Below are 14134 nucleotides of genomic sequence, written 5' to 3'. Positions count from 1 at the left end.
GATTGATTAATATCCAATCAGGAGTTGTTTCTCTGAGTGATCATGCCCTGGCCGCGTCCCGTGTCTGGATAGAACGCCTTGTGGTTAAGTACAACCTATGTCCCTTTGCCAAGCGTGAGCTGGATAGGGGGAGCGTTAGGTTTTTTCTTTGCGATGCCAAAGATGATGAACTGCTATTGCATGCGCTGGCGGCGGAGTTGCAGCACATGGAGCAGCACGCTGAGATTGAAACTACCTTTATCGTGCACCCCGGTGTGCTCGGTGACTTTTACGAATTTAACGACTTTCTTGGTCGCTGTGAGCTACTGCTTAAGCAGCTAGAGCTTGAAGGGGTCTATCAGGTCGCCAGCTTTCATCCGCAATACCAGTTCGCCGGCACTGACCCCGAGGACGCCGAAAATTACTCCAATCGCTCTCCCTATCCCATGCTGCATCTGCTTCGCGAGGACAGTGTGGAGCGTGCTGTGGCCGGGCACCCGGACATAGACTCCATTCCTGCGACCAATATCAACACGCTTAACTCACTGGGCAAAGAGGCGCTAGAGAAGCTATGGCGGGCTTGCCTTGATGACTAAGGATACGTCGACGCATGATGTGATTGTTGTTGGCGGCGGCGCCAGCGGCCTGATGTGCGCCATCAGTGCGGGGTATCGTGGCTTGCGGGTTCTGCTGCTAGAACAGGGGCCAAAGGTTGGGCTGAAGATTTTGGTGTCCGGGGGCGGGCGTTGCAATTTCACAAACCTGTTTGCGGATCCTCGGGAGCATTACCTGTCCGAGAATCCCAATTTTTGTATTTCTGCGATGAAGCGTTTTTCACCATCAGACTTTATTCAAATGGTGGAGACAGCCGGCATCGATTATCACGAAAAAAAGCTTGGACAATTGTTTTGTGACAACAGCGCAAAGGAAATTGTCGCTATGTTGTTGCAGCAGTGCGCCTATGCGGGGGTCGAGATTCGGCTTCGCCAGGAAGTCACGGCCATCAGCCCCAACGAGGGACATGGCTTTGGTGTCGCTACTGAAGAAAAACAGTACCGGGCAAGCAAGGTTGTCATCGCTTCTGGCGGATTATCCATGCCCAAGATTGCCAGCGACCTGGCGTTTCGCACGGCGAAAGATCTTGGCCTTAAATTGCATGCACCGCGTGCAGCCTTGGTGCCGCTAACCTGGAACTCCAGTGACAAAGTACGCTATGAAGCGCTCTCAGGGATTTCGACCGAGGTGGTCGCAAGCTGCGGGGGTGAGAGCTTTCGGGAGAACTTGCTGTTTACCCATCGGGGTCTCAGCGGTCCCGCCATACTGCAGATATCGTCTTTCTGGCGCGAGGGTATGACGGTAGATATCAACCTGCTGCCCGATCTTGATGCGGCCGCCTGGCTAGCGACAGCACGGGAGTCCAATCCACAGCAGCGTCTGCTGACCTTGCTAAAAGGACATCTTCCCAAGCGTCTGGTAGAGCTTATGTCGGGCAGCTGGTTTGCGGACCAGAAGATCGGCAGCTTTTCTCCACCGGAGCTAACAGCTATCGGAGAGCGCTTGAACGCCTGGTCTTTTATGCCGGGGGGCAGTGAGGGTTATCGAACAGCCGAAGTTACCTTGGGAGGGATTGATACCGACGAAGTGTCCTCTAAAACATTTGAACTCAAACAAGTGCCCGGCCTTTTTGCTATCGGTGAGGCACTGGATGTCACCGGTTGGCTTGGTGGCTATAACTTTCAATGGGCCTGGGCATCCGGGTGGTGCTGTGGTCAGCACATATAGGGTGTTGCGATTGATGCCTCGTGCCGTTGTGCTTGCCTGACTTACAGCACCGTTGCATTGAAGGTATCGCAACTGTTTAGCGAGCCTTGCTCCAAACCTACCATAAACCAGCGCAGACGCTGTTCAGCGCTGCCATGGGTGAATGAGTCTGGTGTAACCCGACCCTGGGCCTGGCGCTGCAAAGTGTCGTCACCAATCGCTGTTGCCGCTGCCAGAGCCTCTTCTACATCTCCTGTTTCCAGAATCTGGCGGGCGCGATCTGCATGGTTTGCCCATAGTCCGGCAAAGCAATCGGCCTGTAGTTCCTGGCGAACGCTCAGGCGGTTGGCTTCGACTTCGGATGCGCGCTGGCGAGCGGCATGGGTGCGCGCACTGATTCCCAGCAGTGTCTGCACGTGATGCCCGACCTCATGTGCGAGCACGTAGGCCTGCGCAAAATCTCCCGGGGCACCATAGCGGCGACTGAGCTCTTCGAAGAACGACAGATCCAGATAGATTTTTTTGTCCGCGGGGCAGTAGAACGGTCCCATGGCGCTTTGACCCAGGCCGCAGGCTGAGCGCGTGCTATCGCGGTAAAGAACCAGCTTGGGCTCGACATAAGGATTTGGTCCTTTCGCCAAGAGCACTGCCCAGGTGTCTTCGGTATCGGCGAGCACCGTCGCCATGAAGTCGACGGTCTGTGCTTCTTGTGCGGACTGTTCTACGGGTACGCTCGCTGATGGCGGCGCTTCGTTACCCATGAGTCCTAACAATGTCTTTAGATCAGTGCCGGTAAAGAACATCAGGCCTGCGGCAATGACGATGACCATCCACCCGCCACGACTGCGGCTTAGCTGCATTATCAGCGGTACCATTGAACGCTGCGACCCGCCAGAGCGCTGTATCCGTCGTCCTCGGCGATCGTCGATATTGTCGCTGCGTCGATTACCCTTCCAGCGCATGAACTGCTCCTTTGTGTGTTACTGCAATTAGCTGTGCAAAAATTGGCATTGATAATTCACTGCGCGGTGTAACCACCGTCTATCACCAGTTCTGAGCCGGTCATAAAGCTCGATTCGTCGGAGGCAAGAAAAGCCACGGCGTTTGCGATTTCTTGCGCTTGTCCGAGCCTTCCCAGAGGATGCGCAGCGACTAGAAGCTCTCGCACAGCGACGCCATCGTCATCGTTCTGCAAAGCTTCAATCACCAGAGGTGTTTCGACGAAGCCTGGGTGCACTGAATTGACCCGGATGTTCAGAGGTGCCCATTCCAGTGCCGCAGATTTGGTCAACAAACTTACGCCGCCTTTAGAGGCGCAATACGCTGCAGCGCCGGGAAAACCCACCTTGCCCAGGATGGAGCTAATATTGATCACTGAGCCACCGCCACGCTGTTCTAAAGCCGGACCGGCGTAACGCATACCCAGAAAAACTCCATCGAGATTAATCGAAGTCACCTTATGCCATTGATCCAGCTCGAGCTTCATAAGCTCCGTGTTGTCTGCGGCAATGCCTGCGTTATTGACCAAAATGTCCAGACCACCAAAGTTCTCGATGGTAATTGCAAGCACGCGTTCCCAGTCCTGGGGCTGCCGGACATCATGCTGGCTTGAGATGGCCTTGCCTCCAGCGGCAACCAGCTCTGAAGCCACTGCTGCTGCACCTGCTTCGTTGATGTCACTGAGAACCAGGGCTGCACCTTCGGCTGAGAGTTTCCGAGCGGAGGCTTCGCCTATTCCCGAGGCAGCTCCGGTAACTAGTGCTACTTTGCCCGCTAATTTCTCTTTGGCTGTGCTCATCACCGATTTCCTTATCAGATATTATTCTCGCAAGCCCTCAGCATAGCGTCATAATGCTCAGACGAATACGCATCTCAATTGAGGGGTAGGGCGCATGGAGTACGAGGAGCATTTTAGGGCCTTGCGGCGCAGGGATGCCTACGACCCGCAAAACGCGCTGTCTCTGGCGCTGGCCTGTCAGCTTTCTTATGCCGGTAAGCGTTCCATAAAAAAGTGTGTCGAAAGCACCTGGGGCTATGAGTTTTTAGCCTTGGTGTCGCGCAAGAAGAAACCGGATATTGATACCCAGTGTTTTCTCATGGCTGACAGCAGCAATATTGTTGTGGTTTTTCGTGGCAGTGATTCCGGGAGTGATTGGTTTGCAAACTTTCAGGCCTCTCAGGATCCCGGGCCTTTTGACAAGACCGGCGCTCATGAGGGTTTCCAGGACGCCTTGTTCCCGACTGTTATCAAGTTAACTGAAGTGCTGCGAGCTGACCCGAAAAAACCGCGGAAGGTTTGGATTACCGGGCATAGTCTGGGGGGGGCTCTATGCTCTCTCTTCGCTGGAATGTTGTTGGAAAACGGCATTGATGTGTACGGTATCTATACCTTTGCCAGCCCGCGCCCCGGTGACGCGGAGTTTGCCAAAGAGTTGAATAAAAAGATCAAGGCGCCACACTGGCGCGTTGTGAACTCTGGCGACCTGGTGCCGCATTTACCTCCGGAGCCCTTTTTTAGTCATCCCGGAAACCGGATCATACTCAAACACAATCACAGGAAGCGCACCAAAGGTTCCTGGTTGGATGAGCGCATTGCGGCACTGAAGAGCTTTGTTGAAATGACGGGCAAGCGATTCGATATCGCGAATAACCATCTATTGATTAAAGATGATGATAGTTATGTCCCACGGCTTATTGAGGACCTGGCGCGCGAGGAGCGCCAGAAAAGTCGATGAGTGACTTCCGAGAGCCCGGTCTCGTCGATGTACCGGAAACCATGTTGTGGACACTCTACAGCCGCGCTGAGGAAGCGATGCGGGCGGATGGCGTTTTTCCTGATGCCAAAGCGGTGGAGATCTACCAAAGCCTGGATTATGACTTTGAGCGCAGCTTTGGACGAAGTAACCCTATGGCGGCACTGCGCGCGCAAATGTTCGATCGCTTAGTGTCTGCGTTCATCGCGCGTCATCCCGGTGGAAACATCGTGAACCTGGGGGAGGGCTTGGAAACTCAGCGCTATCGAATAGCTGATGAGTCCTGCACTTGGTACACGGTGGATCTGCCGGAAGCGATAGCTATCCGCGAGCGTTTCATTAGGCCTGATGAGCGGCACAGGCACATCGCAATTTCTGCCACCGATCGCGCCTGGATGGATGAGGTTTCAGAGGATCAAGCTGTGCTTATTGCCGCGCAGGGTTTGTTTATGTACTTTCAGGAGCGTGAGGTGAGGGAGCTGCTGAGCGATATCGCTATGCGCTTTCCGCAGTGTCAGCTGGTGTTTGATGTCATTCCCTATTGGGTATCCCGGGCGTCAGTTTTGGCCAGGGGCTTACCTTTGACTCGTCACTACCGGACGCCGGTGATGCCCTGGGGTGTCCATCGATTCTCTTTGCGTACAATACTCAAAGGCTGGGTGCGAAAGCCCTGCAGTATCGAACTGATTGATTATCCGAAATTCCCTCGGGGTGCGCCGCGCCTTGCCAGTTCGGTGCTACCAATGCTCCCCGGTTCCAAGTACTGGGTGCCACTACTGGTAAAGATTCAGCCGCTCTAGCTAAGGGGTCAGGGAGCTCGGCGCTCGCAAATCGCAGAGTGGCCTGCTATAAGACTGCCGGTCCTTGCGAGAGTCCTTTGCCACCTTAGTTATGGTTTTTTCTACCACCTCATTTTTGTTTGTTTTTCTGCCATTGTTTCTGCTGTGCTACGCGGTGCTGCCATGGCGAAATCTCACTGCGCTGGTTTTTAGCCTGTTGTTTTTTGCCTGGGGCGAGGGCGCCTATGTCCTCTTACTACTACTGACAGTTGGCTTTAACTATTGGGTCGGGCAGCGGCTCGAGCAAGGCGGTAGTCGTGCACATTTTCTGACTTTGGGAGTGACGGTTAACCTTCTGGTTCTGGGTTACTACAAGTACTTCGGTTTTTTGCTCGCCAGCGTTTTGGAAATTCCCATACCCGAGCAAGAGATACCTCATCTTCCGCTGGGGATTTCCTTTTTCATCTTTCAGTCGATTTCTTATCTCATAGACGTGTATCGCGGCGATTCCCCACGAGCCAAGTCATATTTTGACCTGGCACTTTACATAGCGATGTTTCCGCAGCTTATTGCGGGGCCTATCGTACGTTACGCGACGGTCGCCGAAGCGATCAGGCAACGATCGATCTCGGGCTACGATGTCTATCGCGGTATCATCTTGTTTGTTCTTGGCTTGAGTTACAAAGTTCTGCTGGCCAATAATGCTGCTGAAGTGGCTGATGCGGCTTTTGGGATGGCGCCGGCGCAGCTTTCTACGGCTAACGCCTGGGTTGGCATCGCCGCCTACACTCTTCAGATATTCTTTGACTTTGCCGGCTACTCTTTGATGGCCATCGGGATTGGTCGAGTAATGGGCTTTCACTTTCCCAAGAATTTTGATTTTCCCTATACCTCCCGGTCAATTACTGAATTTTGGCGGCGCTGGCACATGTCGCTGTCATCCTGGTTCCGGGATTATCTGTACATACCCTTGGGCGGAAACAGGCAAGGTAATCTGCGGACCTACGTAAACCTGTTTACCGTGTTCCTGCTCTGCGGCCTCTGGCACGGGGCAGCCTGGACTTTTGTTGTCTGGGGTGTTTTTCATGGTGTGATTTTGGCAGTGGAGCGTGCGGGGCTGGGGCAGATATTGTCAAAGCTGCCGCGTCCTGCACAGCACGGGTACGCACTCCTGCTGGTGATGATCGGTTGGGTGATTTTTCGTGCGGAGGATTTTTCTCAGGCGAGTTATTACCTCCAGGCGATGTTCTCCTCTGTACCGGGTAAGGGAATTAGCTTTGTGCGTCTTGTGAGCACCGAGAACCTGAGTTTTATGCTCCTTGGTTTGATTTTTTGTATGCCGATACTCGAGCGTACAAAGACTTTTAGAAATGGCGAAGACAGTCCCGAGGGAGACACAGCGCGTACATGGCACCATGTCCTAAATGGTGGAGTGGCCCTCGCGTTGTTTCTCTTATGTTCGATGTACATCATGTCGGGCACCTATAATCCATTTATCTATTTCAGGTTCTAGACTGTGAGCCATCGAGAGCAAAGCGAAATCGTAGTATTCGCCGGCCATACAAGGCTGATGATCGTCTGTGTGGCGTTGGCCTTTCTTTTGCCGGCTGTCGCCGGGTTTTTTACCAACCATAAAGCCCGCCAGAGCTGGGAAAAGCGCGAGTTGGCGGTACTACCCAATGTGATAGAGGCGAAGTCCTCGAAACACTTTTTCACCGATCTAGAGGCTTTTATTGACGACCATATTGGCTTCGCTACGCCGCTCAATAAGATCTACCGTCAGCTGCAGTTTTATGTGTTTAGCGACAGCCCCATTGCAAATGTCGATGTGGGTGATGATGGTTTTGTGTTTTTTAATGCTCACAGTGCAACGCGTCCGTATGCGGCAATCAAAAAAATATGTCGGCCCAGCACCCCGCATATCAAAAAGACCGAAAGAGCGATGGCGGCTTTTGCTTCGGCAGTGCGTGAGTACGGCGCATCGATTAGCTATGCGATCGTGCCGTCCAAGCCTTTGCTATATCCACAGGAGCTTCCTGCGACGGTCCCCGCTCCGCATCGAAAAGCATGTTTGGCTCTTGATCCACTGCAGAGCGCGGCAGGGCAACTAAGGGAACGCGCTTCGGGGAAGGATTACGCTGTTCACTTCCCCGTCGAGGAGCTGCTGTCTATGCGTAATGAACCGGCTTTTTATCCGCCGGGAAATTTTCATTCGGCAAGCAAGATCAATCATGTATTCGCTGCCGGCTTGTTACGGTCGCTGGATATTGATCCCGGTACCGCTTACTCCAAAGGCGCCAGGCTGCAGATGATCAATGCCGATATGCGCGTCATGGGTTTCGTTCGCAGTGTGCAGGCGTGGACCTACCCCTACGCAGATTTTCGGGTGAGTGTTAATCGTGGCAAGCCCGAATGGGTAACGCGCTATTACAGTAGGGCGAGAGATTTTGGCACCTATGTGTCAGCCAGACCTGCCTCGAATCGCTCGGCTCTGTTGTTATCGAACTCTTTCGGCGCGTTTGTGGCCCCACATTTGGCGCCGGGCTTTAAGTCACTGACGCATATCAATCTGAATGCTTTGCAGGAGTCGGAAGCAGCGCTGTTTCTTCAACAGATCATGGAGCGTGTAAAGCCGGATGACCTTATCGTGCTCTTTCATGATGGAGGAATCCCCAGCGCCCCGCTGTATATGTTGGCTAACGCGGCGCTTTAGCCCCGAGAGTCTCTGCCACTCCTGATTTGGTGTTAGTTCGGGATGGCCGGCATCTGACGGCACTAGGCCTTTTTTGATGTTCCAGATCGCCGTGATAACCCTGAGCATTGAACGATGTTCAGAGTATTTCTCATTTTAGTGTTGCTTGGCATGCCGCCGGTGTCTGCAGCCTCAAAAAACAGTAAGACGCTGGAGCGCTGCTTTTATCTCCAAGAGAAGATAGAGCGCTATACCCATCTGCGGCGCGGGGGCGGCTCCCATACTCAAATGGCATCCTGGCGAAAGTCGCGCAGCCGCTATGAGGACGAGTTTCGCGCTTTACGCTGTAGTAAATTCAGCCATCAGTTGCGCCGTAAAAAGCGGTAAACTCGCACTATGAGCCTTGAGCTAAAGTTGCCGCCGGTGGTCCTGCTTCTTCTTGCCGGGAGCGCCATCTGGGGGCTCGATCGCGTGGACACTGTGCTGACGTTTACCTTGCCATTTCGAGCGAGTCTGTCGGCGCTGTTGTTGCTGGCGGGCGTTGCCATCGCGCTGTTGGGTGTTGCTGCTTTTCGGCGAGCAAAGACGACAGTTGATCCACGCTACCCCGAGCAAGCGACTGCCCTGGTTATTAGCGGGGTGTATCGCCGGACTCGTAATCCTATGTATTTAGGCATGCTGCTGGTTCTTGTGGCCTTGGGTTTATATCTGGGTAGCGGATTGTCGTTTGTTGTGCCCGTGGCGTTTGCGGCATACATGACACGCTTTCAGATAATTCCGGAGGAGCGGTTTATGGCGCAAAGTTTTGGAGACGCATATACACGCTACCAGCAAAGTGTTCGTCGTTGGTTCTAAGCGGGGTAATTGCATCTTCGCTGGTCAGGCCAGTTAAGACTGACAAAGGATAAGAGATGTATTGCGTATTGAATAAAAGTTTTTCGCGAGTAGCGCGCTTGGGCGCCCTGGCAGCTTTGCTGACACTACTCTCAGCTTGTCTTGGCACACCCGATGGCGTGATGCCGGTACAGAATTTTGAGGCCGAACGCTATCTTGGGCGTTGGTACGAGATTGCGCGCCTTGATCATAGCTTTGAACGGGGTTTGACGAATGTCACTGCAGACTATGCATGGCGAGAAGATGGCGGAGTTCGGGTGTTTAATCGAGGTTTTGACACCAAAGATCAGCAATGGAGTGATATTGAGGGTAAGGCGCGATTTATAGGGCCTGAGAGTGAGGCACATCTTAAAGTATCGTTTTTCGGCCCCTTCTACGCATCTTATGTGGTGTTTGAGTTGGAACGGGAGAATTACGATTATGCGTTTGTTTCAGGCTTTAATCGCGACTACTTGTGGTTGCTTGCCCGAACACCAACGGTATCGGACGCGGTTCGTGCTGAATTTGTGAAGAGTGCGTCAGCTCTGGGGTTTGATACCGACGAATTGATATGGGTGGATCACGCGCCCGTGAGTGGTGATGACGGCTAATCTAAAGGACAGGGAAGCTGTCAGAGGCGTGATGGACGCTTAGGACACGACGAAAAGACTGTGGAATCGGCGCGCAATAATATCCCGCAAACTTTGCGGGACATTATATTGCCAGCTATTCGGTCAGCTACTTGGTCGGAGGCATGGCAGGTACTTAGACGCCGCTACGCCGGGTGTAACGATCCTAGAAGCCCTGGGCTTCCAGTAACTCCCAGTTACCTGACTGATTGTCGCGTTCGATGTAACGGTAGCGAACTTTGCTGCCGTGAGCTGCGTCTTTGACGTTGCTGGTGTCCGGGCTACTGATGAACTGTACCCGTCGACTCTTACTGCGGCGATTCAGGCTGCAGCCAGCTTCGGTGCCGCGGCGAGCATTGCGAAAATTGACGTAGACCGGTTGCCCAAGCTCTTCGGCTTTGCGCATATCTACTGTGCCTTCGAGAATGCAGTCTTGGGTGATCTCTGCACTGGCTTGTAGCGGCAGTACCGAGAGTCCTAAGGCAGTGGCTGTGATTAACAGGCTATTCTTCAGCACACGGGCATTTATTTTTTGTGTGTTCAACATTAGTGTCTCCTTCGCCTCACGGCGATGCGGGTCATGCAAATACTTTGATTCTTCGGGCCGTTCTTATCCTTCAGATTCTGTGGGGTTTGCTTGCACCTAAGGTTTAAATTTTATGCCTAGCTTTAACTCTGCCTGTCACATTGAGCCCTGAAACTGTCACATAAATGACATAAAGCTATGATAGGCAGAGCTGCAGTTTACGCTGGCTATGAGTCAAAAATCCATAGTTTTCATAAATTTGTAATAAATTTGTCATATTTGCTCGAGCTTTTTTACCCTTTATGCAAAGAAACCTTGCATAAACCAGCGCTGTTGTCGGCGTTCATGGAACACCCAAAAGCGTTGGCCTTGGGTATTGCGGGCGACAAAGTAGTCACGACTGGTGCTGTTCTCCCACCAGCCGTCTTCTATGCGCTCGGGCCCGTAAATCAGCTCCAGGTGGCTACCCCAGAACAACAGCGCCTGACCTTCATGGCGCAGCGGCTCTGGTTCTGAGAGTAGCCAGAAGGGGCGCTGAGCCGTATTACCGGGGCGCAATGGGCTTGTTGTTCCGCTTGGGGCGCTGCTTGAGCTGTGTTCAGGTAAATGCGCATCGCGGTGATGAAGGCTATTGACCGCCTGAGAGCCCAGGCGATTGCTCAAAAGATCCACCAGCTGACTGGTGGATGTAGATTGGCTCGCCTGTCTAAACAGGTCTCCGCTGGTTGGCTGCGCTGATTCCAGTTGGTCGGCGCGCAACTGCACTAACTCGACTTCCTGCGCAAAGGGTTGCCGCTCCAGGCGTAGTCGGGTCAGACGATACCAATCCTGTCGTGGGGTACGCGCTTCGCTGGTGCGTACGCTCAGGGATTCCCGGTAATTATTTAATCCCGAAAAGTGCCAGATGATTTGTTGGGTTTGCAGCTGTCGCTGGCGTAAATAATCGTCCAATGATGTCAGAAGTTGCTCTAGCGCCGGCCCCAGTTCGTCTTGATTGCGTACGGGATAACCCAGCGGATAGCTGTCTGCAAAGCAGCTTGGAGGTTCAAAATGCACTGGCGGAGCGATGACCTCACCGCTTAGATGTTGGAGAAGCTCTCTAAACTGACTGCCACAGCGTCGGCTTAGAGAGGCGCTGGGTAGCGCGAGGATTTCGCCCAGGGTGCTGAATCCACTGCGTTGCAAAGCCAGAAATTGCTCGTGAAGAGGTTCGAGAGTCTGTAGGGATAGGTTTTCGAGCTGCTCGCGCTGGGAGTAGTCCTTTGATGAGCTGTTGCCTTGTGATGTATGGGAAAACGCCCAGGCAGCCAGGGGCGTTATGCCTAGTGCAATGTCGGCACTATAACCTCGGCCTGCTAAGCCCTGCCTGCAGTGTCGAAGAATTGCGTCGCTACCGCCAAAGAGTTTTAGGGAGCCGCCAATCTCAAGCATCAGGCAGTCGTCTCTGAATGGGTATAGATGCGGCGTGATGCCATAGGCCCAGCAGCAGAGGCTCTCCAGGGCCTTGCTTTCCATACCGGGGTCTCGAGGGAGCAGTTGTAGAGGGTTTTCTCCGGCTAGCGCACGAGCGCTGGCCGGGTCCATGCCGGGCTCAAGTCCCAGAAGACTGGCCGTGGCGTTGACGGCATAAATCCGCTGCCGATCTATCACGGCGAGCGCTTGGGGGCGTCGCTGAGGAAGACATTGAACAGCCAATTCGCTAAGGCGAAGGCATAACCAGAGTTGCATGCTGAAATTCTAAGTACTGTATATTTATACAGTACTTAATTTTTCTGCCTATGGCGATAGCTCCGGAGCGGAAAGCCCGCTAATTAATTCATGCCACGCTCTAGAAGGTAGCTGATGGCTATTTTGATCACAAAGCCAAGCACTCCCAGAGCCAGAGCGAGGTAGAGAATCATGGTTCCAAAAACACCGGCGTTACTGCGCTTGGCGAGATCCCAGATGATGAACACCATAAACAGAATCAGGCCACCGACACCAATAGTGACGCCGTATTCTGTGAGCCATTGATCCATAAGTATTTTTCCACAGCTTAAAAGTAAGGTTCTCTCGGCTTATACGGCCTGAATGACAGAACGTATCTCAGGGCCCTGAGCATGAGAACTCAAGCAGCTTGCAGCCGATTTGATTAACAGGCTGCTAGCAGCTTGGGAGTGAGTGCTGCGGGCTTTTGAAGGCCCCTATAAAAAGCTTCGCTGCGAAGTGCTGTGCCGATGCTGCCGGCGTAAATTTAATCTTCTACGGTGATCGTTGTGCTCAAGGTGCTGTTAGCGATTAGTGAGTTGGTAATCAGGCAGCTTTGCTCCGCCTTGTGTAGCAGTTTTTCGGCCTTTTCGACATCCGTATCTGCGGGAACGCTTAGCGTAGCTTCTACGCTAATGGCGGTGAATTGTGTTACGCGCTCTACCCGATCCAGGGTCCCGGAAGCGCTGCACTGTATATCGCTCCAGTCCAGTTTGGATGCTCGTGCTATGGCCCGAAAAGACAGGATAAAACAATCCGCGACTGCCGCTACGAGCAATGCCTCTGGGGACCATTTGTCACCGGGGCCACCAAACTCAGCCGGTGGCGCCGTTACAATTTCCGACAGATTGTCTGCTTTAAGCACGACAGGGCTGTCTGCCGTTGCACTGCCGTTTACCTGATAGTGATGAGGGAAATCTTGCATGCTGCGCTCACTCCTTTTACTGAATGCTCTCATTTTAAGTCAGCGCGTCTGTCACAGGAATAGGGAGGTTTTCTACAAATTATGATGCCGCCCGATTGATAGGAGATACCGTATCTCTTGGAAGCTCCCAAAGCTGAGGCTGATGTGGCACGTCATCTTCCGGTGGCAGATAGACATCAATGCCCTGCAATCCGCTGCGTTGCTTGAGTATATGCACCTGGCGGTACGCATTCATCTGTAAACGCAGGGCAGCCGGGGCATGCTGGTGTGCGGCCTCCTGGGAGCGAAAAAGGACTGCCAGTGTATTGCCTCGTGCAGCTGCCAGTTGGAGTCTCCGCAGCTCGGCGTAGCGATATTCGCCGTTGCCCAGCCAACTAAAAACTACACTACAGGTGCCGCTGCGTAGAGCTTGCTCGGTGCTCCATAACAACTCTTCGCGCTCACGAGGATGTACGAGAAGGACCTTCTGGGTATCGATATCGCGTGCCGCCAGTAAAGGTGCGTAGGGTGTGTAGGGTGGGGCAATAAATGCCTGCCAGCGCTCTTGTTGACTGAGTTCTTCCATGGCGGGGAGAAACAGGCCCATGGCACCCATGCCAGAGGCATCACTGAGAACCTCTATGCAGGTTCCCAGAGGCCAGCCCTGCTCACACAGGCGTGCGTCCAGCGCTCCAAATCCGGTGGGGATACGCTGATGGTAGTGCATGTCGCTGTTCGCCGCGCCATCTCTGCGTTGGCCTTTGCCCTGTTGGGTATCGATAGCTGGATCGCAGGCACGGCTGCCGTATCCAAGCCAGGTATCTCGTCGGCTGATGACCGTGTGCAAACTTTCGGGGATTTCCCTTCCACTTAAACGTCCGGGCAGCGGGCTAACCGGATTACTGTGTGGGTTATTAAGAGGGTTGCTGTGTAAGGTGCTGCCCGGATCCTGATGCATTGTTGCTCTCCAAAAGTACTGTATATAAAAACAGTAGTCTGGAAGCCGCCTTCACGCAAGTAAATACTTTTGACCTGTCGCCTATTGAGACATGTTTACTGGATCACGGTTTTTACAGTGAGCTAACTTTTGAAGGCTTCCCGGTGCTGACAGCCGCTGTCGCCGATTTCATCCCAGGGCGCCTTGGAGTCCACCCAGATGTGATGTTTTACCGTGAGGGACTCGCTGCCCTCGCCAAGCAGTCCCGCCGGGACAAACATGCGCTGCGCGTCATTAGCGCCGGGGAGGCGTGAGCCACACTGCCGACAAAACCAGGTCTGCCAGTCGACATTGGGTTTTTTCCAGCTTGCGATACTGTCTTCGCCTGCAGTCCAGCGAAAGGCGTCGTTATCAATTACGACTACTGCGATACCGTTACTACCCGTGGAGCGTCGGCAGATTGAACAATGACAGACGTAGACATCCGAGACATCGGTGTTTATCTCAAACTGCACCGCACCGCAGTTACAGGCACCTGAAAGGGGCGTCGCCATG

17 protein-coding genes are annotated in these 14134 nt (G+C 53.4%); 9 read left to right on the top strand and 8 right to left on the bottom strand.

Going from position 1 to position 14134, the window contains the following annotated elements:
* Window positions 1–2 precede the first annotated feature (2 nt).
* Window positions 3–575 carry a DUF1415 domain-containing protein gene (locus R0135_RS08535; RefSeq protein ID WP_407349834.1) on the top strand — a complete coding sequence of 191 codons (573 nt, stop codon included), beginning with the start codon at window positions 3–5 and terminating at the stop codon, window positions 573–575.
* Complete coding sequence (locus R0135_RS08530; protein WP_407349833.1) at window positions 568–1761, top strand: NAD(P)/FAD-dependent oxidoreductase; 1194 nt, start codon at window positions 568–570, stop codon at window positions 1759–1761. The genes R0135_RS08535 and R0135_RS08530 overlap by 8 nt, the downstream gene beginning before the upstream one ends.
* A gap of 41 nt (window positions 1762–1802) precedes the next feature.
* On the opposite strand, the gene R0135_RS08525 is transcribed toward R0135_RS08530, so the two are convergent.
* The gene (locus tag R0135_RS08525; RefSeq protein WP_407349832.1) at window positions 1803–2702 is read right to left on the bottom strand and encodes a neutral zinc metallopeptidase; all 900 of its coding nucleotides are present in this window, start codon (window positions 2700–2702) and stop codon (window positions 1803–1805) included.
* A gap of 56 nt (window positions 2703–2758) precedes the next feature.
* The gene (locus tag R0135_RS08520) at window positions 2759–3538 is read right to left on the bottom strand and encodes an SDR family NAD(P)-dependent oxidoreductase (RefSeq protein ID WP_407349831.1); all 780 of its coding nucleotides are present in this window, start codon (window positions 3536–3538) and stop codon (window positions 2759–2761) included.
* A gap of 94 nt (window positions 3539–3632) precedes the next feature.
* Between R0135_RS08520 and R0135_RS08515 the strand changes: the two genes are divergently transcribed.
* The 7 genes from R0135_RS08515 (at window position 3633) to R0135_RS08485 (ending at window position 9448) form a co-directional block, all read left to right on the top strand.
* Window positions 3633–4475, top strand: a complete 843-nt coding sequence (locus R0135_RS08515) for a lipase family protein (protein WP_407349830.1) — start codon at window positions 3633–3635, stop codon at window positions 4473–4475.
* Window positions 4472–5293 (top strand): class I SAM-dependent methyltransferase, encoded by an 822-nt coding sequence (locus R0135_RS08510; RefSeq protein WP_407349829.1) that lies wholly within the window; start codon window positions 4472–4474, stop codon window positions 5291–5293. Before R0135_RS08515 ends, R0135_RS08510 begins: the two co-directional genes overlap by 4 nt.
* A 91-nt stretch (window positions 5294–5384) precedes the next feature.
* The gene (locus R0135_RS08505; RefSeq protein ID WP_407349828.1) at window positions 5385–6785 is read left to right on the top strand and encodes an MBOAT family O-acyltransferase; all 1401 of its coding nucleotides are present in this window, start codon (window positions 5385–5387) and stop codon (window positions 6783–6785) included.
* A gap of 3 nt (window positions 6786–6788) precedes the next feature.
* On the top strand, window positions 6789–7985 hold the full coding sequence (locus tag R0135_RS08500) for a hypothetical protein (RefSeq protein WP_407349827.1): 1197 nt from the start codon (window positions 6789–6791) through the stop codon (window positions 7983–7985).
* Between the two features lie 114 nt (window positions 7986–8099).
* Complete coding sequence (locus R0135_RS08495; protein WP_407349826.1) at window positions 8100–8351, top strand: hypothetical protein; 252 nt, start codon at window positions 8100–8102, stop codon at window positions 8349–8351.
* Between the two features lie 9 nt (window positions 8352–8360).
* Window positions 8361–8819: a methyltransferase family protein gene (locus R0135_RS08490; protein ID WP_407349825.1), complete on the top strand. Its 459-nt coding sequence runs from the start codon at window positions 8361–8363 to the stop codon at window positions 8817–8819.
* Window positions 8820–8887: 68 nt separating this feature from the next.
* Entirely contained in the window at window positions 8888–9448 is a 561-nt protein-coding gene (locus R0135_RS08485) for a lipocalin family protein (protein ID WP_407349824.1), read from the top strand.
* A gap of 184 nt (window positions 9449–9632) precedes the next feature.
* Here R0135_RS08485 and R0135_RS08480 read toward each other — a convergent pair whose 3' ends face one another.
* From R0135_RS08480 to R0135_RS08455, 6 genes are all read right to left on the bottom strand, one after another.
* Window positions 9633–10013: a hypothetical protein gene (locus R0135_RS08480; protein WP_407349823.1), complete on the bottom strand. Its 381-nt coding sequence runs from the start codon at window positions 10011–10013 to the stop codon at window positions 9633–9635.
* 279 nt (window positions 10014–10292) lie between these two features.
* Complete coding sequence (locus R0135_RS08475; protein ID WP_407349822.1) at window positions 10293–11642, bottom strand: Y-family DNA polymerase; 1350 nt, start codon at window positions 11640–11642, stop codon at window positions 10293–10295.
* A gap of 161 nt (window positions 11643–11803) precedes the next feature.
* Window positions 11804–12010, bottom strand: a complete 207-nt coding sequence (locus R0135_RS08470) for a DUF2788 domain-containing protein (RefSeq protein ID WP_407349821.1) — start codon at window positions 12008–12010, stop codon at window positions 11804–11806.
* A gap of 215 nt (window positions 12011–12225) precedes the next feature.
* Window positions 12226–12663: an OsmC family protein gene (locus tag R0135_RS08465; RefSeq protein ID WP_407349820.1), complete on the bottom strand. Its 438-nt coding sequence runs from the start codon at window positions 12661–12663 to the stop codon at window positions 12226–12228.
* A gap of 79 nt (window positions 12664–12742) precedes the next feature.
* Window positions 12743–13600 carry a translesion DNA synthesis-associated protein ImuA gene (imuA, locus tag R0135_RS08460; RefSeq protein WP_407349819.1) on the bottom strand — a complete coding sequence of 286 codons (858 nt, stop codon included), beginning with the start codon at window positions 13598–13600 and terminating at the stop codon, window positions 12743–12745.
* A gap of 122 nt (window positions 13601–13722) precedes the next feature.
* On the bottom strand, window positions 13723–14133 hold the full coding sequence (locus R0135_RS08455; protein ID WP_407349818.1) for a GFA family protein: 411 nt from the start codon (window positions 14131–14133) through the stop codon (window positions 13723–13725).
* Between the last annotated feature and the right edge of the window lies 1 nt (window position 14134).

Origin of the sequence: Congregibacter variabilis (assembly GCF_045689235.1) — a bacterium.
Lineage (GTDB): Bacteria > Pseudomonadota > Gammaproteobacteria > Pseudomonadales > Halieaceae > Congregibacter > Congregibacter variabilis.
The sequence above is the reverse complement of the archived record's forward strand: the minus strand, read 5'-3'. Positions and strand labels throughout refer to the sequence as shown.